Here is a 22,222-nt window from a genome sequence, read left to right on the forward strand (position 1 = left end):
TGCATTTCTGGTGCATTTTTGGTGCGTTTATGGTGTGATTTTGGTGTAAGTCTGGTGCAAAAGCAATTCCCTTTGGATGAGGTGAGCGTGGCGAAGGTCGATAAACCAACGGAAAGCAGCATGCAGCCCAAGCTGGACGAGGGGTTGACTCAGCAAGCCCATTTAAGCGAAGTGGCAGATGAAGTGACAGACGGTTCTCTCGTCGTGCAGGGAAGCGCTCATGAATCCCGTGGCGAGGAAGGGGGGGAGGGGCAGGAAGAGATCCAGATAACTCCTCCGGCTGCAAAATCTCAGCCATCTGAAGCCACTCCGAAGTATGAGGGTCTTAGGGTTTCAGAGGAGAATTTTAGAGCATTGCTGGCGCAAGCGGAGGAGATCGTTAACCGCGCAAAACTGGGGGCATCGCATGCGCACCAACATGGGAGTTGGTCTAAGCCTTTCAATCTTGAGACGACTGTAAAGCCAAGAAAAGCTATAGGTGAGAACGCCGATATTTCGGGGCAAGTAGAATCGGATGTGGTTGAAGAGACGATTAGCCAAAAGCCTAATCGAGACGCCAAGTATGTCGCTGAACTAGTTGGTCGTGAAAAAGACAAGGATCTTTGCGGGGCGTTGAAAAAAGAAATTCTGGATATTCTAGCCGAGAATCCTGGGATAGTTCAATATGAAGTGGTCTTTCTCTATGATCACAGTCAAATTAGCAGGTATCACGCTAGCGCCATTTATCAAAAATTGGCGGCTATTAAGAACAAGAAAGATATTTTCTTGATCTTGCGAAGCCCCGGTGGAGAAGTTGAGCCAGCGTATTTGATTAGCAAGATGTGTAACCGTTACAAGCTCGCAAAATTTGTAGTGGGCATACCGGCAGATGCAAAATCTGCTGCTACATTGCTATCTCTTGGAGCCGATGAGCTTCATATGGGTGCCATGAGTGAATTGGGTCCGATTGATCCGCAAATTAACGATTTTCCAGCGCTGGCTTTTTCAGGTGCATTGGAACGTATCACGAAGTTGGCCGATGAGTATCCTGGGGCAGCGAAAATGCTGTCGCAGTACTTAATTGGTAGCAGTTTGGATGTGCGGGCCCTTGGGTACTACGAGCGTATTACTGAGTCCGCAGCCCAGTATGCGTCGAGGCTTTTGAAGTCTAAGCTTACGTCCACTGATGTCAATATAGAGGCCGTCTCGGCGTTAGCGGCACACTTCACGAATCACTATAAAGATCACAACTTTGTGATCGATATAGATGAGGCTTGCGAGCTTTTCGCACCGCTTGGGGGGGATGTGGTTAAGGCTGATACTGAGCTGTACAAGACATGCCACGAAGTCCATAGATTTATTGATTTATTTCACCAGGTTTGCGCTGTCAAAAACTTAGATAAGCGCCTGGTTGTTATAGGTGATAGTTTCGTTCTGAGAAGTACCGCCAAATAAAAGAGCGCTTGGCCCCATATTCATCGGGATAAGCGCCTTTTACTCGTCCACTTCAGCACGATTAGTGCGCCGCTTAGACATCTTTACTCACTCCGGCGTCATCATCACTGCGAGTGTCATTTTGATGAACTCCTCGTTGCGGTCGATCGCATCCAGAGCGCCGCGCACATTGTCGGCGACATCCGCTGCTCCCCGCTGCTCGACCCAATTCGTGAGCTCCATGATGGCGGCTTCCAAGGCGAGTTGGTTTTCATTGATTTTTAACAGAAGGGAAGGAAGCAGGTCAGAGTGTGGCATCGAGAATCCTCCGTAAAGAATTCAGCGTAGCACTTGAGTATTGAGCGGGTGACTTGCGGTCGGCCCTTCCTAAGCAAGGCTCGCCTCTCAGGGCGACAAGCAAAGAATCTGGAGTGCCCGTGACAGGTATGAGACTCAGCTGCTTAAAAATTGCTACAAGATGGAGAAAAAAGCAGGGCGGATTAGGTGGGTTGGGGCTGCGGTAGACTGCTACATCTAATCCATCATCGAATCTAGGGATATAGATGCCTGCATGAACGGCTGAAGGGATTCGAATCCCTATCCGCGCCTCGACTATCAAGTGCATACCGGGCTGCCGTGTTCGACTCCCGAAATGGAAATGCTGCGCTCGTGTTTTATTGGAGTGATTGGGTGCGAGCACTGCAGAGTGTTCGATGGTCTGTAGTCTTTGATCGGCGAGCGAGTGGGGGATTGCTGGTCTCTAAAATTCTATGGGGCAAAAATGGGGCAAATCGCACGCCAACCAATGCCATTTAATGCCAAATGAACAAAATCCGCGACATGTCAATTAAGCCCTACAGCCCTTATTTTACGGGAGTGTAGGGCTCTTTTGCGTTAGTACTCCAACACAATCGGCGTGTGGGAGGACAGGTCGGAGAGGGCTTTATTCATTGGGAATCGGAAAACTCGTTCAAAGGTGTGGGGCAAAAGTGGGGTGTCGGCCCGGCTTTTCCGCAATGGGCGCAAGATTAACATGGGCGGTCTGCCGGACGCAGGCAGGAACGCCGCGTGGTCCGTTTCTGATGCGTTATGCATTGCTTATGCACTTTTTATGCAATTTGGCATTTGTCTTCCGCAAAAAGAACAAGCACTATGCGCGCTATGCACAAACGCAATGTTTCTACCGTCCTAAGAGCGCTGCTCGATCAGCACGGGATCTCCCCCACGGAGCTTCACCGTCGCACCGGCGTGCCTCAATCCACTCTCTCGCGGATCCTCAGCGGGAAGATCGTCGATCCTTCGGATAAACACATATCGAAGATCGCCGAGTACTTCGCCGTGAGCACCGACCAGTTGCGCGGCCGTGCAGAAGTCGCGCCGGCGATCACTGGCGGGCGCGATCAATTGCATGCTGAACTCAAGGACATAAGTCTGTGGGACGACGATACACCCGTCGACGACGACGAAGTGTCGGTCCCCTTTCTTCGCGAGGTTGAATTGGCTGCGGGATCAGGAAGATTTGTCATCGAAGAGAGCGAGCGCTCTAGCCTGCGCTTCGGTAAGCGCAGTTTGCGCCATAACGGGGTGCAGTTCGACCAGGCCAAATGCGTGACCGTGCGTGGCAACAGCATGTTGCCGGTACTGCGTGACGGTGCCACGGTCGGGGTCAATGCCGGCAAGTGCGGGATTGGCGACATTATTGATGGCGACCTTTATGCAATCAATCACAACGGCCAGTTACGGGTGAAACAGCTTTATCGTCTGCCTACCGGCATTCGGTTGCGCAGCTTCAACCGCGATGAACACCCGGACGAGGACTACAGTTTCCAGGAAATGCAGGAAGAGCAAATCGTCATCCTCGGCCACGTCTTCTGGTGGGGCATGTACGCTCGCTAACCTCAACGCTGTCAGATAAAGCCCGCCATCAGGCGGGTTTTTTTTCGCCTGGCAAAAGCCACCAACACCTTTGTTTATAGGCTTTTCATGCGTTAGTGCATTTGTAGTGCATAAATAAATGCATTTGTGCATTGACTGTATATGCATCCATGCATATTCTTTGTCTCAAGCCGCTCAACAAGGCGGTTCGCAAAGAAGCTCATTAGTTCCACCAAAAAAGGCAGCGATGAACCGGCCTCAACGGTTCAGAGGGTTGGCAACTGACCCGGGTGTGCAGCGTAAAGCACCAGAAGCAGTTATCCGGCGGGCAGGGACCGCGGTCGGAAGAACAATTTGAATGGACCCGTACCGCGCCAGTAGCGCCGACAGGTCGATGCGAAGGACCGCACAGGGCTTTTTGGAATAACTACCTCGTCCGAGGCCTATCAACTTCATCTACAGAAAGGATTCGGCAGAAGCCAGGAGGCATCGTGATGTTGAAAGATTACAGATGTGGGCAGTGCAAAAGGCTTCTCGCCCGAGTGGGTGAGTACACCGAGCTCCAAGTCAAATGCTCCCGATGCGGAACATTGAATCACGTGAAGGCCGCGAGCCTTGAGCGATCGCCATTGAGCGACATGAAGGCGCAATCCCGCGCACAAAACCATTCGACTCAATAGGTGATAAACATGGCAGGACGTACACGTATTCCGTTTCAAGGCAGCGGCACTTCGATTCTCCCCGCTTATCAAACCATGACCCCGGGTCAGTTCCTTCTTTCGCCAAATGGCCGGTTCAAGCTGTTGCTTCAGGCCGACGGCAATCTGGTGCTGTTGGACAATGGCACAGTGGCATGGGTCGCTAACGAGGCTCAGCCTTACAGTTCAACCATTCCACTGCGTAACAATGAACCGACACAGTTCTTCATCCAGTACGGCGCATTCCTATATGACCCGGCCCGGGCGCGTACCTGGCTGTCGAACAACAGTACGTTTACCAGTGAGGATCAATGGAATCGAACCCACCTGGTTCTGCAGGACGACGGGAACATCGTACTGGTTGACTCCCAGGCGATCTGGAGCGGTACGCCGTCAATTGCGCCGATTGCCGGCTCTACCACTTCCGTGGTTATCAGTGGCCCTGCCGAGCTTGCCATGGGCATGCCCTATTTTTCCGGTGATAGCGCCCTGATTTTCCAGGGTGACGGCAACGTTGTGGTCTACGGTCCGAACTGGAGTGTTCGTTGGGCGAGCTACACGCAGAACAAAGGAGCGGTCAAGGCGGTCATGCAGGCTGATGGCAACTTTGTTGTTTATGCTGCCAACGATGTGCCTTTGTGGAACTCCGGCACCGCAGGTCATTCAGGCGTCGTGCTGCGGCTGCAACCGAACGGCGGCTTTTCTGTCGTGAAAGAGACGCCTGTCTGGGCACGATTCGGGTACAAGCCGACCTACCGTCCAATCCGGTTGATCGACGGGACTTCTTTCAAGACCTTTGATATCTGGACATGGGCAGTTTGAGCCGCATGGCTCAGCAAGTCGCTCCAGCGTTCGATTAAAAGTGACTGATACGTCCAGCTCTGCCGTCGGTGGGGCTGGATGCGCTTGCCGTTGGAAAATGTATCGACAACGCGTGTGTTGCGCGTTGTTTAAGGTCACTGATCAATCACCCCACCAGGAGACGGGACATGACAAACGAGCTACAGGCGTTGCTGGACATGCCGATCTGGCTGGTCATCGTGCTCGCCTTGATGGGCGGGGTGTCTGGCGAAATGTGGCGCGCCGACAAGGAGGGCGCCCGCGGCTGGTCCTTGCTGCGACGCCTGGCCCTGCGTTCCGGAGCCTGCATGATTTGCGGGGTCTCGGCCATCATGCTGCTGTATGCCGCCGGCATGTCGATCTGGGCGGCGGGCGCGTTCGGTTGCCTTACGGCGATGGCCGGCGCGGATGTCGCCATTGGCCTTTATGAGCGCTGGGCGGCCAGGCGAATTGGCGTATGCGAAGTGCCGCCGCGTGATTCTCGTCCGGATCAATAGTTGCCGTACGGCAACGTGCCTGGGCCCGACGACATAACACGACGCAACAATTGAAGCGGTCGCCCTCGACGGTCGAGCCTGTAATCTTGAGTTCAACAGGATCGGCGAGCCGTTGGAGACAGTGCAGGTGTTTTTACGGAGAAGCCTGTGAAACTCACCTCTTAACCAGTGGAGCAAACGATGCTTCTGACCGAGCAGCAGTTACTGAAGATCTTCCCCAACGCCCGCTCCCAAGCGGGCGTTTTCATATCAGTCCTCGACAGCGCGATGGCTCACCGCAACATCAATACGCCCATGCGCATTGCAGCGTTCCTGGCACAAGTCGGTCACGAGTCGGGGCAGTTGCAATACGTGCGTGAATTGGGCAGCGATCAATATCTGAACAAGTACGACACCGGTGCGTTGGCTGCGCGTCTGGGCAACACCCCGGAACCCGACGGCGATGGCCAACGCTATCGCGGTCGAGGACTTATCCAGATCACGGGTCGGCACAACTATCGCGAATGCAGCCGCGGGCTGTTTGGCGACGAGCGTCTGCTTGACGTGCCTGAACTGCTGGAGCAACCCCGGTGGGCAGCCGAATCCGCAGCGTGGTTCTGGGAGCAAAACGGTCTTAATGAACTGGCCGACCGCGACCAGTTCAACAGCATTACCCGTCGCATCAATGGTGGCTTGAACGGACTGCAGGATCGTTTGCAGCTCTGGGCGCGGGCGAGGGCGGTGTTATGCCAGCCTTCGCCAGCCCGCTAACATTTTGATCGATGCTGTAACTTGCAAGCGCGATCCGCTCGTGTACGGTAGTCCTCATTCCGCTCGATCAGGAGATGACCGTGAAAGAAATCACCCAATTGGCCGCTGAACTTGGCAGACGCCTGCAGGTTCTCAATGCCCACGTCACCACCGCGGAGTCTTGCACAGGTGGCGGGATCGCCGAGGCAATTACCCGTATTCCGGGAAGTTCGGCGTGGTTCGAAGCCGGTTATGTCACCTACTCCAATCGACAGAAAACGCTGCAACTGGATGTTCCGGTGGGATTGTTCACCACGGTGGGGGCGGTCAGTCGCGAGGTGGTGGAGGCGATGGCAAGGGGCGCCCAGGAAAAAAGCCGTGCGTATTTTTCGGTGGCGGTCAGTGGCGTGGCAGGACCGGACGGCGGCTCCCCGAGCAAGCCGGTAGGCACTGTCTGGCTGGCCTGGGGTGTGGGTGAGCAGCGATTCAGTGAGGTGCAGCACTTCTCCGGCAACCGCGACGAGGTCCGCCGACAAACGGTGAAGGCCGCGCTAGAGGGGCTGCTGCGGTATGCCGCGGCAGAAATCTCAAATCAGGGGTAGGCGATCCTTAAACCCTGTGGAATAATACTGGCTACTTATACAGGTGTTGGCCGTCAGGCCTTATTGATTACGTGAGGACTTTAATGGACGACAACAAGAAGAAAGCCTTGGCTGCGGCCCTGGGTCAGATCGAACGTCAATTCGGCAAGGGTGCCGTAATGCGTATGGGCGATCAGGACCGTCAGGCGATCCCGGCCATCTCCACTGGCTCTCTGGGTCTGGACATCGCACTGGGCATTGGCGGTCTGCCAAAAGGCCGTATTGTTGAAATCTATGGTCCTGAATCTTCCGGTAAAACCACACTGACATTGTCTGTAATCGCCCAGGCTCAAAAAGCCGGCGCGACCTGCGCATTCGTCGATGCCGAACACGCCCTCGACCCTGAGTACGCCGGCAAGCTCGGCGTCAACGTTGACGACCTGCTGGTTTCCCAGCCGGACACCGGTGAACAGGCCCTGGAAATCACCGACATGCTGGTGCGTTCCAACGCGGTTGACGTGATCATCGTCGACTCCGTGGCGGCACTGGTACCAAAGGCTGAAATCGAAGGCGAAATGGGTGACATGCACGTGGGCCTGCAAGCCCGTCTGATGTCCCAGGCGCTGCGTAAAATCACCGGTAACATCAAGAACGCCAACTGCCTGGTGATCTTCATCAACCAGATCCGTATGAAGATCGGTGTGATGTTCGGCAGCCCGGAAACCACCACCGGTGGTAACGCGCTGAAGTTCTATGCATCGGTTCGTCTGGACATCCGCCGTACTGGCGCGGTGAAAGAGGGTGATGAAGTTGTCGGTAGCGAAACCCGCGTCAAGGTTGTGAAGAACAAGGTGGCTTCGCCGTTCCGTCAGGCCGAGTTCCAGATTCTTTACGGCAAGGGCATCTACCTCAATGGTGAGATGATCGATCTGGGTGTTCTGCACGGCTTCGTCGAAAAATCCGGTGCCTGGTATGCCTACGAAGGCACCAAGATCGGTCAGGGCAAGGCTAACTCGGCCAAGTTCCTGGCGGATAACCCGGAAGTCGCAGCAAAACTCGAGAAGCAACTGCGTGACAAATTGCTCTCTCCAGCAGCCGTAGCGGACTCCAAGGCATCTGCGGTCAAAGAGACCGAAGATGATCTGGCTGACGCTGATATCTGATTGATCCGATGATCGCCGTACTCGATACACTCGTCGCGGTGCGGCGAACCGCCATGGACCTGCTCGCGCGACGCGAGCATGGTCGAGTCGAGCTGACGCGTAAACTGCGTCAGCGCGGCGCTCTCCCCGAAATGATCGAAACAGCACTCGACCGGTTGACGGAAGAGGGCTTGCTCTCCGAATCCCGTTACCTCGAAAGTTTCGTTTCCTACCGTGCCCGTTCCGGCTATGGGCCTTTGCGCATTCGTGAAGAGTTAAGCCAGCGCGGTCTGCAACGAAGCGATGTCGAACTGGCCTTGCGCGAGAGTGGTATCGATTGGCAGGTTCAACTGGAAGATACCTGGCGACGCAAGTTCTCCGGGCATTTACCGATAGACGCCCGGGAACGTGCCAAGCAAGGCAGGTTCCTGGCATATCGGGGATATTCCATGGAAATGATCAGCCGCTTGTTCAGCGGCCGGGGTATGGACGATTGACTGAAACGGCTCGCTATTTCGATAGCGGGCCGTTTTTGTACCTTACGTAACCTTTGAAGATTCCCGCGCGCGCTGTTGTGCCTGTGGCTGGGGTTGTGCCCAGTTTTCCGGCAGGTTGATATAGTCCACCAGCTCCCGTAACCGGCCATGATCGCGGGCGTTGAAGGAGAAGGCCAGTCGAGCCAGATGGCTGAACTGCGCTTCATCGTGCTCTTCGCCGCTGTAGGCATGCTGGTGGAAATGATCGCTCAGGCACAGGTCAGCGAACGCTTCCTGCATGTGTTCGAGTGCCCGGTCACTGAGCTTGTGGTTCATGCGAATCACGAACTGATGCTTGAGCCAGCGGCTGGAGTGGAAGTTGCTGTAGAACTGGTTGATGTGTTCGACAGCTTCCTCGGCGCTGTAGACCAGTCTCACCAGTTTCATGTCGGTGGGCAGGATGTAGCGATTTTCCTCCAGTTGCTGGTGGATGAAGTCCAGCGCCCCTTGCCAGAATTTGCCACCCGGCGCGTCCAGCAGCACCACCGGCACCAGTGGGCTCTTGCCTGTCTGGATCAGTGTCAGCACTTCGAGCGCTTCATCCAGGGTACCGAAACCGCCAGGGCACAGCACCAGAGCATCGGCCTCCTTGACGAAGAACAGCTTGCGGGTGAAGAAGAAGTGGAAGGGCAGCAGGTTGGTTGTGCCGTTGACGGTGGGGTTGGCATGCTGTTCGAAGGGCAGGGTGATGTTGAAGCCCAGGCTGTGCGCCAGTCCGGAACCTTCGTGGGCTGCGGCCATGATGCCGCCACCGGCACCGGTGATGACCATCATGTCTGAGCGTGCCAGCGCGGCACCGAGCTCCCGGGCCAGTGCGTACAACGGGTGTTCCATGGGTGTGCGGGCCGAGCCGAACACCGTGACCTTGCGTCGGCCCTTGAACTGTTCCAGCACACGGAATGCGTGCTCCAGTTCGCGCAGGGCCTGCAGGGTGATCTTGGCATTCCAGCGATTGTGGTCTTCCTGGGCCATGCGCAGCACGGTCAGGATCATGTCGCGGTAGATGGGGGTGTTCGGGCTGTTGGGTGAAACAAGGTTGAGTTGTTCTTCGACCTTGCTGATGAGGTCGTGGCCGCTTTCTTCAAAATGACGGCTCAAGAGGTCATTCGGTTGGTAAGGCATTCAACTTCTCCTTCTGCACAGAACCCTCGGCCCCGACAAAACAAGTATCGACGCCACGACAACTCCTGTGTCGCTGTCTGCCCAAGCCCATGCCTGGGCGATCCACTTGACCCGGATGGTCATCGGGTCATCCAAACAGGCTCTGTTTTTCCCTTGGATGAAAGAAATATTCGCATAACGCAATACGTATCGGGCGGGCCCCTTTTCCTGCCCTGAACAAGTGAGCGTGGATACCTTGAATCTAGACCCTTGGAGTGATTTGCGCTGCTTTGATCATTGCCCCACAAAGTCTTTCCTGGCAACCGCTTGCTGACGATTTGCAAGGAGGTTTCGCCGCTCGTCCGAACGTGCGCCGCCTGTTCTGTACTCTGATTTACTAAGTTACAGGTATCACACGACAACTTCGCGTCAACGGCAGGACGCACGTAACAAGAGGTTTAAGGATATATCGCTCAACAGGAGCGAAGAGCAAGGAGGCGGGAGCCAGTCATGGCCAGAGTCGTTCTGGAAATAGAGATCGATACGCAATTGTATCGATTGCTGAAGTCATCAGCCGAGACCAATCATTTGAGTCTTGAAGAGGAGTGCTGCCGAAGACTGGAGGGAGCAGAACGGCGCTCGCGTTACCTGCAGGCATTGTTGGCAGATCTGCGCGCCGAAGATGAACAGCGGCGCGCCAAATCCAGATAGTTACTTCTTCTTCGTCGGTGTGGCTTTCGGGCAATCGGATTCCTGGAAACTGGCGGAGCCAATCGCGCGATTGGTCTTCACCTCGGTGAAGTCGTAACGCATGATCGCGCCCTTCTTCATCAGCTTGCGGTAGCCGTCGTTTCTGCACACGGAGGCGCCAAGCTGGAAGTACACCGCTTTCGGGTCAGCCCGCATCTTGTCGGCGTGGCTGCTTTGCACGCTCAAGTGGTTGATCAGTGTATTGCCTTCGACGGTGTAGCCCTGATCGAGAATGTCTTCGTTGATCGCCCGTGGCGTGCCGACGCTGCTTTGTTCGGCGACGTTTCGCAGCTCTCTGTTCAGATTCTGCTCACTCAGGGATGCAGCCTGAGCGTTGATGGACGACGCTAACAGAATGGCAGCGGTGGGAACGATAAGGCGCAGCATGAAACTCTCCTGGTTCAGTGACTGGTGGTTCGACCCGCCACGTGACTGTGCGTTCAATGGCGGCGAATTATAGGGGAGCCCGTCTGGACGGTACAGGCTTGTGCCGGCAGCTCTGGTAAACTGCCCGCCTTTATTGCCCTGAGAGCTATTCGTGTCGAGTTTCCCAGTATGCCGGCGTTGCCCACGATGAAACATGCCCCCAACGCCGTAGCCCGCCTGCGCGATCAACGCGAAGATGAAGGCATCAAGCCGATTCAGGCCCGTGGCTGGCGCGCAACCCGTTGCCGCGCATGTCGTGTGATCGAGAGTCATTGCCTGTGCGCCTGGCGACCGCAGGTCGAGACCCGCTCCGGGGTGTGCCTGATCATGACCAGCAAGGAAGTGTTCAAGCCGAGCAATACCGGTTGGCTGATCGCGGATGTGGTGCGCGATAACCACGCGTTCATCTGGTCGCGAACCGAAGTCGATCAGCAATTGCTTGCGCTGTTATCCGACCCGCAATGGCAGCCTTATCTGGTGTTTCCGGGCGAGTATGTCGAGCCCGAGCGTGTAACCCACAGTGTGACGGTGGATAGCGCCAGGCGACCGTTGTTCATTCTGTTGGACGCGACCTGGACCGAAGCCCGGAAGATTTTCCGCAAAAGCCCTTATTTTGATGGGTTGCCGATCCTTAGCCTGCTGCCTGAAAAACTCTCACGCTATCAATTGCGTCGGTCTACCCGCAGCGAGCACCTGTGCACCGCGGAAGTCGCGGCGCTGTGCCTGGATCTGGCGGGTGATGTGCAGGCGGCATCAGCTCTGGACGCCTATTTTGATGTGTTCAGTCAGCATTACCTCGATGCAAAACGGCAGCTTGAGATGAATGTTGAAACACCGGCGCATGCCGAGTTGCTGCCGTTTGTGCAGAACGACGTCTCTGTCATGTGCTGATTGTCGCCCATACTGCAAAAGACTGTGCTGGCCATGTGGCTTGACCACCCTGGCTTCGCTGGGCATGCTTGGCGCCGATTGGGGCGCGGCCTGAGTTAGATACACCGTAGACATTGGTGTTGAACGTGCCCTGTTGGTACAGCTTCGTGGCTGCACCTCGAGTTGTTTGAAAAACAGGATCATTTGAAAAATGGCCACATACGAAATCCTGATTGCCGATGACCACCCGCTTTTTCGTTCCGCCTTGCATCAAGCGTTGACCCTGGGGCTTGGCCCCGATGTCCGTCTGGTGGAAGTGGCGAGCATTGCCGAACTGGAAATTCGATTGACCGAAAAGGCCGACTGGGATCTGGTGCTGCTGGATCTGAATATGCCGGGGGCGTATGGTTTTTCCGGGTTGGTGCTGTTGCGCGGCCAGTACCCGCAGATTCCCGTGGTGATGGTTTCCGCCCAGGAAGAAGCGTCGGTGATGGTCAAGTCCCGTGAATTTGGCGCCAGCGGTTTTATTCCCAAGTCCAGTGACTTGAGCGTGATCCAGAAAGCCGTGCGTGCAGTACTCGATGGCGACGTTTACTGGCCACCCCAGGCATTTGAAGCGGTCAGCGTTTCCGATGAGGCCAAAGCGGCCAGTGAGGGCCTTGCCAGCCTGACCCCACAGCAGTTCCGGGTGTTGACCATGGTCTGCGAAGGCCTGCTCAACAAGCAGATTGCTTACGAGCTGGGCGTTTCCGAAGCGACTATCAAGGCCCACGTCACCGCGATTTTCCGTAAACTGAATGTGCGAACCCGAACCCAGGCGGCATTGCTCCTGCAACAACTTGAGTCAATTTCGAGCCACTAAGGGTTGGCAACTTCACGTTTTTTTGACTTTGGTTAATCTAGTTTTTCCCACTCCATTTTTGGTCAGCTACCTACATGTCCCCTTTTAAAGGCCAGACCGGCCTGAAACGCATCCTCAATGCTTCTGGATATTCCTTTGACGGCTTGCGCGCCGCCTTCACCGGCGAAGCGGCCTTCAGGCAGCTGGTATTGCTCAACGTCATCCTGATCCCCTTGTCGTTCTTCTTGAACGTCAGTCGCGTTGAGCAGGCGTTGCTGATTGCGGTCTGCCTGCTGGCCTTGATTGTCGAGTTGCTCAACTCGGCAGTGGAAGCGGCCATCGACCGCATTTCCCTTGAGCGGCACCCGCTGTCGAAAAACGCCAAGGACATGGGCAGCGCCGCGCAACTGGTGGCGTTGACCATGATCGCCCTGGTGTGGGCGGTGATTCTGCTTTAAGCAATCGTTGGCAGCACGATCTCGTCGCTGCGCTGGACCCCTGCGGTGAAAGCGCGGCACAGATCGAGGAACTCGCGCATGGCCGACGTCTGGTATTTCTGCTTGTGCCAGATGAAGTAGAACTGCCGCGCCAGGTCCAGATCCGGTGTTTCCACCGGGACCAGGCTGCCTCGACGGAACGCATCGCGCAGTGCCAGTCGTGAAATGCAGCCAATCCCCAACCCAGACTCCACCGCGCGCTTGATCGCTTCGGTATGTTCCAGTTCCAGGCGAATGTTCAGCGCGCTGTGGTGATGACGCATGGCCTGATCGAACGTCAGCCGCGTGCCGGAGCCTTGTTCGCGCAGAATCCAGGCTTCGTGGCTCAATTCGTCCATGGTCGCGATGCCGCGTTGCGCCAACGGATGTTGAGGGGCGCAAAACACCACCAATTCATCTTCGACCCAGCTCTGCACTTCGATGTCCGGGTGGCTGCAGTCGCCTTCGATCAGACCCAGATCAATTTCGTAGTGGGCCACCTGCTGCACAATATTGGCGGTGTTCTGCACATGAAGCTTCACCTGGCTTTCAGGGTGGCGCTGCATGAAGCCGCCAATCAGCAGCGTAGCCAGGTAATTGCCGATGGTCAGGGTCGCGCCCACCGCCAACGAGCCAAAACCGGACTTGCCGTTGAGCAGGTCTTCGATCTCCTTGGCCTGGTCGAGCATCGCCACCGCTTGCGGCAGCAGTTGTTTGCCGAGGGCGTTGAGGCTCAGCCGTTTGCCGGCACGGTCGAACAGCTGGCAGCTGGACTGGCGCTCCAGTTCGGTGATCGAGGTGCTCGCCGCCGATTGCGAAAGATTAAGCAGGCCCGCAGCACGGGACACGCTTTCCTGCTGGGCAACGGCGACAAATACTTGAAGTTGACGGAGAGTAAATCGCATATCGATATAACCGATAACCCTTATCTTAATAATCCATTTAACAGATATTGTCACTGCTATTAGAATGCGATGCAATTGCGCGCCGCTCATAGAATGCGGAGCATGCGCCGACAATCTCCAGGAGTCCCCGTACATGAGCAACATGAACCACGAGCGTGTCCTCAGTGTTCATCACTGGAACGACACTCTGTTCAGCTTCAAGTGCACCCGTGATCCGGGCCTGCGCTTCGAGAACGGTCAGTTCGTGATGATCGGCCTGCAACAACCCAATGGCCGCCCGCTTATGCGCGCTTACTCGATTGCCAGCCCGAACTGGGAAGAGCATCTCGAGTTCTTCAGCATCAAGGTGCCTGATGGTCCGCTGACTTCCCAATTGCAGCATCTGAAGGAAGGCGACGAGATCATCATCAGCAAGAAGCCTACGGGCACGCTGGTGCTGGATGACTTGAAGCCTGGCAAGCATCTGTACCTGCTCAGCACCGGCACTGGTCTGGCGCCGTTCATGAGCGTCATTCAGGACCCGGAAACCTACGAGCGTTTCGAAAAAGTGATCCTGTGCCACGGCGTGCGTTACGTCAACGAAGTCGCCTACCGCGAGTTCATCACCGAGCACCTGCCGCAGAACGAGTTCTTCGGCGAAGCCTTGCGTGACAAGTTGATCTACTACCCGACCGTGACCCGCGAGCCGTTCGAGAACGAAGGTCGCCTGACCGACCTGATGCGCAGCGGCAAGCTGTTCAGCGACATCGGTCTGCCACCGATCAACCCGCAGGACGACCGCGCCATGCTGTGCGGCAGCCCGAGCATGCTCGACGAGACCAGTGAAGTGCTGAACAGCTTCGGCCTGAAAGTCTCGCCGCGGATGCGCGAGCCGGGTGATTACCTGATCGAGCGTGCATTCGTCGAGAAGTAAGAACACCGCTCAACTGCTTGCTTTACCTGTGGGAGCGAGCCTGCTCGCGAAGAGGATGTCATGGTCAACATTGATGTTGACTGATGCGCCCCCTTCGCGAGCAGGCTCGCTCCCACAGTTGTTTCTGGCGTTTACACCTTTACGGGGATGACTTCGAGCACACGGATCAGCTCCGGGGTCGGGTAATGCCAACGCACATCCACATCCCAGAACTGCGCGCCATATTCCCGTTCCGGCGCGGGTGTCTGGTACGCCGGGCGCGGATCCTGCGCCAAACATTGCTCGATCAACGCCACCAAGGGCTCTACAAGGCGCTGAGCGTGTTCGTGGGCCTGTTCCAGGGCGCTGTCTGTCCATTGCACGGGAATAAGGTGCGGCGCGGCGCTGGCGATGCTGTTGGAGGCGGTAACGATGATGTCGGCGTAGGGCACGTAAGGCTTGATGTCCAGAATCGGCGTGCCATCCAGCAGATCGATGCCGGAAATCCACAGGCGATTGGCTTCGACCTTGTCCAGTTTGACCACTGACTGGCCAATGCCGTTGGGGCGGTGGGTGGCGCGGGTGGCGAATACGCCCATGGATTTGTTGCCACCCAGGCGAGGAGGGCGGACTTTCAGCCGTGGTTTTTCTTCGAGTGCCTGATGAAACAGGAACAGTAGCCAGACATGGCTGACCTGTTCCAGGCCCTGTACTGCATCGCCCTGATCGAAGGGCGCCACCAGTTCCAGAACACCGCGTGCGGCCGGGGCCAGTTGCGGTTGACGCGGGATGGCGAACTTCTCCTTGAAGCAGGAGCGCACGAAGCCGATGGGGGAAACGCTGTAGGTCATGGATTGCGGTCGAGGCGGGGAATAGGCGGGCATGATAACCCGTTCGATCTGGATTCAGTTGTGCCTGTCAGTCCGCTATCGCGAGCAGGCTCGCTCCCACAGTAGATCTCTGTCGATCACAAAATGTGTGAACACGGAAAATCCCTGTGGGAACGAGCCCGCTCGCGAAGGCCGCACAGCCGATCTCAGAGGCTGAACCCACCATCCAGCGGAATGATATTCCCGGTCATGTAGGCCCCGGCGGTACTCGCCAGGCTGATTGCCAGCGCCGCCATCTCTTCTTCCCGACCCCAACGCTTCATGGGAATCAACGCCGTATCTTCCGCCAGTGCCTGTTCATCATTGCCGATGTGTTGGGTCATCTTGCTGGGAAAGCGCCCCGGGGCGATCACGTTGACGTTGATATGCTGGCTCACCAGCTCCCGCGCCAGAATCCGCGACAGTTGATGCAGTGCCGCTTTGCTGGGTCCGTAGGCATAGGCCTGCTCGCCAAAGGATGAAATCCCGGCGACCGAGCCGATGTTGATGACCCGGGCGGGATTGGCCGCTGAGCCGGCCTTGCGCAGCAGCGGCAGGAATTGCTGGATACAGTTGAATACCGACGTCACATTGAGCTGCATGACCTTTTCCCAGCCCTTGATCGGGTAACTCTCCAACTGAGCGCCCCAAGTGGTGCCGGCGTTATTGACCAGGATGTCGAGGTGGGTGATCTGCTCGCCCAGGCGCGTAGCCAATTGCAGGACACCGTCTTCCGTGGCCAGGTTGGCCGCTACGCCGTGGCAGCGTCCGAATGCACCGAGTTCGTCAGCCGTTTGCCGGCAGGCTTCGGCATCGCGGGCGCAGACGTACACGGTGGCGCCCGCCTCGACATAAGCCTTGGCGATCATCTTGCCGATACCGCGGGTGCCGCCGGTCACCAGGGCGGTGCGGCCTTGCAGGGAAAAGTAGGGATGCATGGCAAATCCTGAGGGCTGAGGGTCTTTACACCCTAGTCGTCAGCCGCCGGAAGCGGAGCCACTATTTTTGTGCGGAATGGGGGGCTATGCAGCTTTGTGGGAGCACAGCTTGCTGGCGATGGCGATTTCAAGGACGCCATCGCCAGCAAGCTGTGCTCCCACAGAATGCGGTGGCGATTACTGCGGGCGTACGCGCAGGGTCAGACCCTTGAGGAAGTTGCGCAGCAACTGGTCGCCGCACGGACGATAGTTGGTGTGGCCGAACTTGCGGAACAGGGCGCTCAGCTCTGGCTTGGACACCGGGAACTCGGCGGCCTTGAGGATCGCGTGCATGTCGTCTTCCTTGAGTTCGAAGGCCACGCGCAGTTTTTTCAGGATGATGTTGTTGGTCACCGGCACTTCAATCGGCATTGGCGGACGGCTTTCGTCCTTGCCGCGCTTGAAGATCACCAGGCCGTCGAGGAAGTGCGCCATGACTTCGTCCGGGCAGCGAACGAAGCCTTCCTCGTCTTCTTCTTTCTTGTCCAGGTATGTCAGAAGATCTGCCAGGCTCACGTCCATGCCGCCGAGCTTGACGATCTCGATGACTTTCTTGTCGCTGATGTCGAGCATGTAGCGCACGCTGCGCAGTACGTCGTTATGAATCATGTGTGCAGTCCTGATATTCAGCTGTGGGCGTCGCGGCCAGGCGCGGCGCCGAAATGTGTGGCGGCGTGAAAAGTCTTAGAACTTCTCTTTGCCGGACAGGTAGCGCCATTGCCCCAGGGGCACTTTGCCGATGGATACGCCGCCGATGCGAATGCGGCGGATGGCCACGACCTTCAGGCCGACAGCCTGGCAGAACAGGGCGATCACACCCGGTTGCGGGTTCTTCATGGCGAAGCGCAGGCGGTTTTCGTTCTGCCAGCTGGCCTTGACCGGCGGCAGTTCCTTGCCCTTCCAGGTCAGGCCGTGCTGCAGACGGTTGAGGCCATGCTCGACCATGTCGCCTTCGACCTCGACCACGTATTCCTGCTCGATCTTGCTCGCATCAGCAGTCAGTTTGCGCAGGATCTTCCAGTCCTGGGTGAACACCAGCAAACCGCTGGCATTGGCCTGCAGGTCGGTGCTGGCGGTCAGGCGCTGGAAGTGGCCCTTGAGTGGGCGTTTGCCGTAGCGGTGTTCTTCGCTCAGGGTTTCGGCGCTGAGGGTCGCCATGGCGGTGTCCGCGTCCATGCCGGCGGGCACGTTGAGCAGGATAGTCACCGGCTCTGGCGCAGTGGCCTTGGCGTCCTTGTCGAGTTCGACTTTCTGGGTGCCGACCTTGAACTGCGGCTCGTCGATGACTTCGCCGTCGACAGTGACCCAGCCGCCCTCGATGAACAGCTCAGCCTCCCGACGGGAGCAACCGACGAGTTCGATGAGGCGTTTGGAAAGTCGAATCGGGTCAGTCATGACAAGGCCGTAACAAAAAAGGGGGGAGGCATTGTACCTGCCTGGCGCCGGTTAATCCCGGAACCATTTTGCCGCAGGGGCTTTTTGTAGGAGCTGGCTTGCCCGCGAAGAGGCCCGAGAGCCTTGCGACGATCAATCGGCCGCCTTCGCTGGCAAGCCAGCTCCTACAATTGTTCCGGGGTGTGTCAGCCATTGCGCGTCAGTTGATGCGCCTGGCGAAAGCGCATGTGCAACAGCGGATAGGGCTGCCCCATGCCGTCGACTTCCGAGCGGCCGATCACCTCGAAGCCCTGCTTGAAATAAAACCCCAGGGCCTGCGGGTTCTGTTCGTTGACGTCCAGTTCGTCGGCGTTCAGGTGTTCCATGGCATAGCGCAACAACTGTTTGCCCAGGCCCTGGCCGCGGTGTGCGGGGTCGATGAAGAGCATTTCGATCTTGCCCGCTGCGACCCCGGCGAACCCGGTGATGCGCTGGCGCGAGTCTTTTGTGCAGATCAGCATCACGGCATCGAGGTAGCGGGTCAGTACCAGGTTCCTCAGCAGTTCGATGTAGCTGTCCGGCAGAAAATCATGAGTGGCGCGCACTGACGCTTCCCATAGCCGTGTCAGTTCTTCGTAGTCGCTCAGTTTCGGTGTATGGATGACCGAATGTTGGCGCATGGCCGGCTTCTCCCTGGTTTCAATCGCAATCGCTTTCAAGTAGGCGAGTTCCTTCTCCCACAAAACGATAGCCGTAAAAAAGCCCCGCATCTCGTCAAGAGAGCAGGGCTTTTCATATTTTTTGCGTTTAGATCTGCTCGGCCCAGAGGTCGTACTCGTCGGCGTCAGTCACTTTGCACCAGACCTTGTCGCCCGGCTTGAGGTTGCTGCCGTTGTCGATGAACACGTTACCGTCGATTTCCGGGGCATCGAAGAAGCAGCGGCCGACCGCGCCTTGCTCGTCGACTTCATCGACCAGCACTTCGATTTCACGGCCAATGCGCATTTGCAGGCGCGCCGAGCTGATGGCCTGCTGGTGCGCCATGAAACGCTCCCAGCGGTCCTGCTTGACGTCATCGGGCACAACTTCCAGATCGAGGTCGTTGGCCGGGGCGCCTTCGACAGGTGAGTACTGGAAGCAGCCGACGCGGTCGAGCTGGGCTTCGGTCAGCCAGTTCAGCAGGTATTGGAAGTCTTCTTCGGTTTCGCCGGGGAAACCGACGATGAAGGTCGAACGGATGATCAGGTCCGGGCAGATCTCGCGCCAGTTCTTGATGCGCGCCAGGGTCTTGTCTTCGAATGCCGGGCGTTTCATCGACTTCAGCACTTTCGGGCTGGCGTGCTGGAACGGGATGTCCAGGTACGGCAGGATCTTGCCGGCGGCCATCAGCGGGATCAGCTCGTCGACGTGCGGGTACGGGTAAACGTAGTGCAGGCGGACCCAGACACCGAGGGTGCTCAGGGCTTCACAGAGTTCGGTCATGCGGGTTTTCACCGGCGCGCCGTTCCAGAAGCCGGTGCGGTATTTCACGTCGACACCGTAGGCGCTGGTGTCCTGGGAGATCACCAGCAGTTCCTTGACGCCGGATTTGACCAGGCGCTGGGCCTCGTCGAGCACATCACCCACCGGACGGCTGACCAGTTTGCCGCGCATCGAAGGGATGATGCAGAAGCTGCAGCTGTGGTTGCAGCCTTCGGAAATCTTCAGGTAGGCATAGTGGCGCGGGGTCAGTTTGATCCCTTGTGGCGGCACCAGGTCGATCAGCGGGTTGTGATCCTGACGCGGCGGCACGACTTCGTGCACGGCGTTGACCACTTGCTCGTACTGCTGCGGACCGGTAACGGCCAGCACGCTCGGGTGTACGTTGCGGATGTTGCCTTCTTCGACGCCCATGCAGCCGGTCACGATGACCTTGCCGTTTTCCTTGATCGCTTCGCCGATCACTTCCAGGGATTCTGCCTTGGCCGAATCGATGAAGCCGCAGGTGTTCACCACCACGACATCGGCGTCCTGATAGGTGGACACGACGTCATAGCCTTCCATGCGCAGCTGGGTGAGGATGCGCTCGGAGTCGACCAGTGCTTTCGGGCAACCCAGGGATACGAAGCCAACCTTTGGATTGGCCGGCGCAGGAGTGGTGGACATGTCTAACCTCGGTATTTGTGACGCCTCCAGCCGCAAATGGGCAAGGCGACAATCGGGCGCTTTTTTGCGCCTCTGATCAAAAAGTGCGCAATTCTAGCGATGGCAGGCGCTCTTGACCAGCTTTATGCAGGGAAATACGACGAGTGCTGCGCTATGCTTCGCGCCGTTGGGCTTTACGAATTCCTTACAGTCAACAAAACGTCTGTATCAACAGGTAAAACAGCGCATGCTGCATCACAAAGCATAGTGCTTCGTATAAAGAAGCCGGTCTGGGAATCAGGAGTGTTGGATGGGTCAGGCAAGTAGTCACGCGGCGGGCGCCGGGCATTCGGTGGCCAAGCCGATCGGCATGCTGGTCGCGGCTGTCGGGGTGGTTTATGGCGATATCGGCACGAGCCCGTTGTACACCCTCAAAGAAGTGTTCTCGGGTGGCTATGGCGTGCCGGTCAACCATGACGGCGTGTTGGGGATTCTGGCGCTGATCTTCTGGTCGCTGATCTGGGTCGTGTCGATCAAGTACATGATGTTCGTGCTGCGCGCCGACAACCAGGGCGAGGGCGGGATCATGGCCCTGACTGCGCTGGCGCGGCGAGCGGCGGCGGGGCACGCCAAATTGCGCACTTTGCTGGTGGTCTGCGGGCTGATCGGCGCGGCGCTGTTCTATGGTGACAGCATGATTACCCCGGCGATCTCCGTGCTATCGGCCATTGAAGGCCTGGGGCTGGCATTCGAGGGTATCGACCACTGGGTGGTGCCGCTGTCCCTTGTGGTGCTGGTCGGGCTGTTTCTGATTCAAAGTCACGGCACCGCGCGCATCGGCATTTTGTTCGGGCCGATCATGGTCACCTGGTTTGTGGTGCTTGGGGCGCTGGGCGTCTACGGCATCCTGCAGCACCCCGAAGTGTTGCAAGCAGTGAATCCTGTGTGGGGTGTGCGTTTCTTCATCGTGCACCCGGGCATGGGCGTGGCGATCCTCGGCGCGGTGGTGCTGGCATTGACCGGTGCCGAAGCGCTGTACGCCGACATGGGCCACTTCGGTCGCAAGCCGATCGCCCGTGCGTGGTTCATCTTGGTGCTGCCGGCGCTGGTGCTGAACTACTTTGGCCAGGGCGCGCTGCTGCTCGGTGATCCGGAAGCTGCACGCAACCCGTTTTACCTGCTGGCGCCAAGTTGGGCGTTGATTCCGCTGGTCGGCTTGTCGACCCTTGCCACTGTGATCGCCTCCCAGGCGGTGATTTCGGGAGCCTTCTCCCTGACCCGTCAGGCGATCCAGCTCGGTTACATTCCACGCATGCACATCCGGCACACGTCCAGCGCCGAACAGGGCCAGATCTACATCGGTGCGGTGAACTGGGCGTTGATGGTCGGCGTGATCCTGTTGGTGATCGGTTTCGAATCCTCCAATGCCCTGGCTTCGGCCTACGGTGTGGCGGTAACCGGCACCATGTTGATGACCACTATTCTGGTGTCGGCAGTGATGTTGCTGTTGTGGAAGTGGCCACCGATCTTCGCGGTGCCGGTATTGCTCGGCTTCCTGTTGGTCGACGGTCTGTACTTCGCCGCCAACGTGCCGAAAATCGTGCAGGGCGGGGCATTTCCGGTGATCGCCGGTCTCGCCTTGTTTGTGCTGATGACCACCTGGAAACGTGGCAAGCAGTTGTTGGTGGATCGTATTGACGAGGGTGGATTGCCGCTGCCGATTTTCATCAGCAGTATCGCCGTACAGCCGCCGCATCGTGTGCAGGGCACCGCGGTGTTCCTCACCGCGCGTCCGGACGCCGTGCCTCACGCGCTACTGCATAACCTGCTGCATAATCAGGTGCTGCACGAACAGGTGGTGCTGCTGACGGTGGTGTACGAGGACATCCCGCGGGTGCCGCCGAATCGGCGCTTCGAGGTCGATTCCTACGGTGAAGGTTTCTTCCGGGTGATCCTGCATTTCGGCTTCACCGACGAACCGGACGTGCCGCAGGCATTGAAACTGTGTCATCTCGACGAACTGAATTTCAGCCCGATGCGCACCACGTACTTCCTCAGCCGCGAGACGGTCATCGCCTCCAAGCTCGAAGGCATGTCCCGCTGGCGCGAGGCGCTGTTCGCCTTCATGTTGCAGAACGCCAACGGCAACCTGCGCTTCTTCAATCTGCCACTGAACCGGGTGATTGAGTTGGGGACGCAGGTGGAGATGTAAGGCTGCATCACCAAAAAGCCCCCGACGGCCTTGCGGCTGCGGGGGCTTTTTTGTGGCCGCTATTTATGCACCACCGCCAATCTCTTGTGGGAGC

The 22,222-nt window shown here is 57.5% G+C and carries 25 protein-coding genes; 15 read left to right on the plus strand and 10 right to left on the minus strand.

Annotated features, from left to right (window positions below):
- The first annotated feature begins 54 nt into the window (after positions 1-54).
- Positions 55-1,434: an ATP-dependent Clp protease proteolytic subunit gene (locus BJ917_RS13380; protein ID WP_147432569.1), complete on the plus strand. Its 1,380-nt coding sequence runs from the start codon at positions 55-57 to the stop codon at positions 1,432-1,434.
- Between the two features lie 87 nt (positions 1,435-1,521).
- Here BJ917_RS13380 and BJ917_RS13385 read toward each other — a convergent pair whose 3' ends face one another.
- Positions 1,522-1,731 carry a hypothetical protein gene (locus tag BJ917_RS13385; protein WP_121103608.1) on the minus strand — a complete coding sequence of 70 codons (210 nt, stop codon included), beginning with the start codon at positions 1,729-1,731 and terminating at the stop codon, positions 1,522-1,524.
- An 843-nt stretch (positions 1,732-2,574) separates the two neighbouring features.
- Here BJ917_RS13385 and BJ917_RS13390 point away from each other — a divergent pair.
- From BJ917_RS13390 to recX, 8 genes are all read left to right on the plus strand, one after another.
- Complete coding sequence (locus tag BJ917_RS13390) at positions 2,575-3,309, plus strand: XRE family transcriptional regulator (RefSeq protein ID WP_096515549.1); 735 nt, start codon at positions 2,575-2,577, stop codon at positions 3,307-3,309.
- Between the two features lie 473 nt (positions 3,310-3,782).
- Positions 3,783-3,968, plus strand: coding sequence for a Com family DNA-binding transcriptional regulator (locus tag BJ917_RS13395; RefSeq protein ID WP_096513142.1), 186 nt, complete (start codon positions 3,783-3,785; stop codon positions 3,966-3,968).
- 9 nt (positions 3,969-3,977) lie between these two features.
- On the plus strand, positions 3,978-4,808 hold the full coding sequence (locus BJ917_RS13400; RefSeq protein ID WP_121103609.1) for a putidacin L1 family lectin-like bacteriocin: 831 nt from the start codon (positions 3,978-3,980) through the stop codon (positions 4,806-4,808).
- 167 nt (positions 4,809-4,975) lie between these two features.
- Entirely contained in the window at positions 4,976-5,323 is a 348-nt protein-coding gene (locus tag BJ917_RS13405; protein ID WP_121103610.1) for a phage holin family protein, read from the plus strand.
- 180 nt (positions 5,324-5,503) lie between these two features.
- Entirely contained in the window at positions 5,504-6,073 is a 570-nt protein-coding gene (locus tag BJ917_RS13410) for a glycoside hydrolase family 19 protein (protein WP_096513139.1), read from the plus strand.
- A gap of 80 nt (positions 6,074-6,153) precedes the next feature.
- Positions 6,154-6,654, plus strand: coding sequence for a CinA family protein (locus BJ917_RS13415; RefSeq protein ID WP_096515546.1), 501 nt, complete (start codon positions 6,154-6,156; stop codon positions 6,652-6,654).
- 83 nt (positions 6,655-6,737) lie between these two features.
- The gene (recA, locus tag BJ917_RS13420) at positions 6,738-7,796 is read left to right on the plus strand and encodes a recombinase RecA (protein WP_096513138.1); all 1,059 of its coding nucleotides are present in this window, start codon (positions 6,738-6,740) and stop codon (positions 7,794-7,796) included.
- A gap of 8 nt (positions 7,797-7,804) precedes the next feature.
- Positions 7,805-8,272 carry a recombination regulator RecX gene (gene recX / locus BJ917_RS13425; RefSeq protein WP_096513137.1) on the plus strand — a complete coding sequence of 156 codons (468 nt, stop codon included), beginning with the start codon at positions 7,805-7,807 and terminating at the stop codon, positions 8,270-8,272.
- Positions 8,273-8,314: 42 nt separating this feature from the next.
- On the opposite strand, the gene BJ917_RS13430 is transcribed toward recX, so the two are convergent.
- Complete coding sequence (locus BJ917_RS13430; protein ID WP_121103611.1) at positions 8,315-9,433, minus strand: TIGR00730 family Rossman fold protein; 1,119 nt, start codon at positions 9,431-9,433, stop codon at positions 8,315-8,317.
- Between the two features lie 489 nt (positions 9,434-9,922).
- Between BJ917_RS13430 and BJ917_RS13435 the strand changes: the two genes are divergently transcribed.
- Positions 9,923-10,123: a hypothetical protein gene (locus BJ917_RS13435; protein ID WP_096513135.1), complete on the plus strand. Its 201-nt coding sequence runs from the start codon at positions 9,923-9,925 to the stop codon at positions 10,121-10,123.
- Here BJ917_RS13435 and BJ917_RS13440 read toward each other — a convergent pair whose 3' ends face one another.
- Positions 10,124-10,549 (minus strand): PA3611 family quorum-sensing-regulated virulence factor, encoded by a 426-nt coding sequence (locus tag BJ917_RS13440; protein ID WP_096513134.1) that lies wholly within the window; start codon positions 10,547-10,549, stop codon positions 10,124-10,126.
- A 186-nt stretch (positions 10,550-10,735) separates the two neighbouring features.
- Between BJ917_RS13440 and BJ917_RS13445 the strand changes: the two genes are divergently transcribed.
- From BJ917_RS13445 to BJ917_RS13455, 3 genes are all read left to right on the plus strand, one after another.
- Positions 10,736-11,479, plus strand: coding sequence for a tRNA-uridine aminocarboxypropyltransferase (locus BJ917_RS13445; RefSeq protein ID WP_096515544.1), 744 nt, complete (start codon positions 10,736-10,738; stop codon positions 11,477-11,479).
- Positions 11,480-11,669: 190 nt separating this feature from the next.
- The gene (erdR, locus tag BJ917_RS13450) at positions 11,670-12,320 is read left to right on the plus strand and encodes a response regulator transcription factor ErdR (protein WP_096513133.1); all 651 of its coding nucleotides are present in this window, start codon (positions 11,670-11,672) and stop codon (positions 12,318-12,320) included.
- Between the two features lie 74 nt (positions 12,321-12,394).
- Complete coding sequence (locus BJ917_RS13455; protein WP_095197038.1) at positions 12,395-12,757, plus strand: diacylglycerol kinase; 363 nt, start codon at positions 12,395-12,397, stop codon at positions 12,755-12,757.
- Here the strand turns inward: BJ917_RS13455 and BJ917_RS13460 are convergent.
- Positions 12,754-13,680 (minus strand): LysR family transcriptional regulator, encoded by a 927-nt coding sequence (locus BJ917_RS13460; RefSeq protein WP_096513132.1) that lies wholly within the window; start codon positions 13,678-13,680, stop codon positions 12,754-12,756. The two genes, BJ917_RS13455 and BJ917_RS13460, sit on opposite strands and share 4 nt — an antisense overlap.
- Positions 13,681-13,813: 133 nt before the next feature.
- On the opposite strand from BJ917_RS13460, the gene fpr reads away from it, so the two are divergent.
- Positions 13,814-14,593 (plus strand): ferredoxin-NADP reductase, encoded by a 780-nt coding sequence (fpr, locus tag BJ917_RS13465; RefSeq protein WP_003443014.1) that lies wholly within the window; start codon positions 13,814-13,816, stop codon positions 14,591-14,593.
- A 131-nt stretch (positions 14,594-14,724) separates the two neighbouring features.
- Here fpr and tsaA read toward each other — a convergent pair whose 3' ends face one another.
- The 6 genes from tsaA to rimO form a co-directional block, all read right to left on the minus strand.
- Positions 14,725-15,423 carry a tRNA (N6-threonylcarbamoyladenosine(37)-N6)-methyltransferase TrmO gene (gene tsaA / locus BJ917_RS13470; protein ID WP_121103612.1) on the minus strand — a complete coding sequence of 233 codons (699 nt, stop codon included), beginning with the start codon at positions 15,421-15,423 and terminating at the stop codon, positions 14,725-14,727.
- Between the two features lie 185 nt (positions 15,424-15,608).
- The gene (locus BJ917_RS13475) at positions 15,609-16,379 is read right to left on the minus strand and encodes an SDR family oxidoreductase (RefSeq protein WP_121103613.1); all 771 of its coding nucleotides are present in this window, start codon (positions 16,377-16,379) and stop codon (positions 15,609-15,611) included.
- Positions 16,380-16,556: 177 nt separating this feature from the next.
- Positions 16,557-17,027 (minus strand): DUF1456 family protein, encoded by a 471-nt coding sequence (locus BJ917_RS13480; protein WP_121103614.1) that lies wholly within the window; start codon positions 17,025-17,027, stop codon positions 16,557-16,559.
- A gap of 75 nt (positions 17,028-17,102) precedes the next feature.
- Positions 17,103-17,813 carry an rRNA pseudouridine synthase gene (locus tag BJ917_RS13485; RefSeq protein ID WP_121103615.1) on the minus strand — a complete coding sequence of 237 codons (711 nt, stop codon included), beginning with the start codon at positions 17,811-17,813 and terminating at the stop codon, positions 17,103-17,105.
- Positions 17,814-17,998: 185 nt separating this feature from the next.
- Positions 17,999-18,472: a GNAT family N-acetyltransferase gene (locus BJ917_RS13490; protein WP_096515541.1), complete on the minus strand. Its 474-nt coding sequence runs from the start codon at positions 18,470-18,472 to the stop codon at positions 17,999-18,001.
- 127 nt (positions 18,473-18,599) lie between these two features.
- Positions 18,600-19,937: a 30S ribosomal protein S12 methylthiotransferase RimO gene (gene rimO, locus BJ917_RS13495; protein WP_008052161.1), complete on the minus strand. Its 1,338-nt coding sequence runs from the start codon at positions 19,935-19,937 to the stop codon at positions 18,600-18,602.
- A 289-nt stretch (positions 19,938-20,226) separates the two neighbouring features.
- Here rimO and BJ917_RS13505 point away from each other — a divergent pair, with 289 nt between their 5' ends.
- Entirely contained in the window at positions 20,227-22,128 is a 1,902-nt protein-coding gene (locus BJ917_RS13505) for a potassium transporter Kup (RefSeq protein WP_096513125.1), read from the plus strand.
- Positions 22,129-22,222: the final 94 nt, after the last annotated feature.

The sequence above is a fragment of the Pseudomonas sp. WPR_5_2 genome (assembly GCF_003634475.1).
Taxonomy (GTDB): Bacteria; Pseudomonadota; Gammaproteobacteria; order Pseudomonadales; family Pseudomonadaceae; genus Aquipseudomonas; species Aquipseudomonas izuensis.

What these genes read in the sequence shown, in the direction of transcription:
- BJ917_RS13385 (WP_121103608.1), bottom strand. Translation starts at nt 1,731, where the DNA reads ATGCCACACTCTGACCTGCTTCCTTCCCTTCTGTTAAAAATCAATGAA.
- BJ917_RS13390 (WP_096515549.1), top strand. Translation starts at nt 2,575, where the DNA reads ATGCACAAACGCAATGTTTCTACCGTCCTAAGAGCGCTGCTCGATCAG.
- BJ917_RS13395 (WP_096513142.1), top strand. Translation starts at nt 3,783, where the DNA reads ATGTTGAAAGATTACAGATGTGGGCAGTGCAAAAGGCTTCTCGCCCGA.
- BJ917_RS13400 (WP_121103609.1), top strand. Translation starts at nt 3,978, where the DNA reads ATGGCAGGACGTACACGTATTCCGTTTCAAGGCAGCGGCACTTCGATT.
- BJ917_RS13405 (WP_121103610.1), top strand. Translation starts at nt 4,976, where the DNA reads ATGACAAACGAGCTACAGGCGTTGCTGGACATGCCGATCTGGCTGGTC.
- BJ917_RS13410 (WP_096513139.1), top strand. Translation starts at nt 5,504, where the DNA reads ATGCTTCTGACCGAGCAGCAGTTACTGAAGATCTTCCCCAACGCCCGC.
- recA (WP_096513138.1), top strand. Translation starts at nt 6,738, where the DNA reads ATGGACGACAACAAGAAGAAAGCCTTGGCTGCGGCCCTGGGTCAGATC.
- recX (WP_096513137.1), top strand. Translation starts at nt 7,805, where the DNA reads ATGATCGCCGTACTCGATACACTCGTCGCGGTGCGGCGAACCGCCATG.
- BJ917_RS13430 (WP_121103611.1), bottom strand. Translation starts at nt 9,433, where the DNA reads ATGCCTTACCAACCGAATGACCTCTTGAGCCGTCATTTTGAAGAAAGC.
- BJ917_RS13435 (WP_096513135.1), top strand. Translation starts at nt 9,923, where the DNA reads ATGGCCAGAGTCGTTCTGGAAATAGAGATCGATACGCAATTGTATCGA.
- BJ917_RS13440 (WP_096513134.1), bottom strand. Translation starts at nt 10,549, where the DNA reads ATGCTGCGCCTTATCGTTCCCACCGCTGCCATTCTGTTAGCGTCGTCC.
- BJ917_RS13445 (WP_096515544.1), top strand. Translation starts at nt 10,736, where the DNA reads ATGAAACATGCCCCCAACGCCGTAGCCCGCCTGCGCGATCAACGCGAA.
- erdR (WP_096513133.1), top strand. Translation starts at nt 11,670, where the DNA reads ATGGCCACATACGAAATCCTGATTGCCGATGACCACCCGCTTTTTCGT.
- BJ917_RS13455 (WP_095197038.1), top strand. Translation starts at nt 12,395, where the DNA reads ATGTCCCCTTTTAAAGGCCAGACCGGCCTGAAACGCATCCTCAATGCT.
- BJ917_RS13460 (WP_096513132.1), bottom strand. Translation starts at nt 13,680, where the DNA reads ATGCGATTTACTCTCCGTCAACTTCAAGTATTTGTCGCCGTTGCCCAG.
- fpr (WP_003443014.1), top strand. Translation starts at nt 13,814, where the DNA reads ATGAGCAACATGAACCACGAGCGTGTCCTCAGTGTTCATCACTGGAAC.
- tsaA (WP_121103612.1), bottom strand. Translation starts at nt 15,423, where the DNA reads ATGACCTACAGCGTTTCCCCCATCGGCTTCGTGCGCTCCTGCTTCAAG.
- BJ917_RS13475 (WP_121103613.1), bottom strand. Translation starts at nt 16,379, where the DNA reads ATGCATCCCTACTTTTCCCTGCAAGGCCGCACCGCCCTGGTGACCGGC.
- BJ917_RS13480 (WP_121103614.1), bottom strand. Translation starts at nt 17,027, where the DNA reads ATGATTCATAACGACGTACTGCGCAGCGTGCGCTACATGCTCGACATC.
- BJ917_RS13485 (WP_121103615.1), bottom strand. Translation starts at nt 17,813, where the DNA reads ATGACTGACCCGATTCGACTTTCCAAACGCCTCATCGAACTCGTCGGT.
- BJ917_RS13490 (WP_096515541.1), bottom strand. Translation starts at nt 18,472, where the DNA reads ATGCGCCAACATTCGGTCATCCATACACCGAAACTGAGCGACTACGAA.
- rimO (WP_008052161.1), bottom strand. Translation starts at nt 19,937, where the DNA reads ATGTCCACCACTCCTGCGCCGGCCAATCCAAAGGTTGGCTTCGTATCC.
- BJ917_RS13505 (WP_096513125.1), top strand. Translation starts at nt 20,227, where the DNA reads ATGGGTCAGGCAAGTAGTCACGCGGCGGGCGCCGGGCATTCGGTGGCC.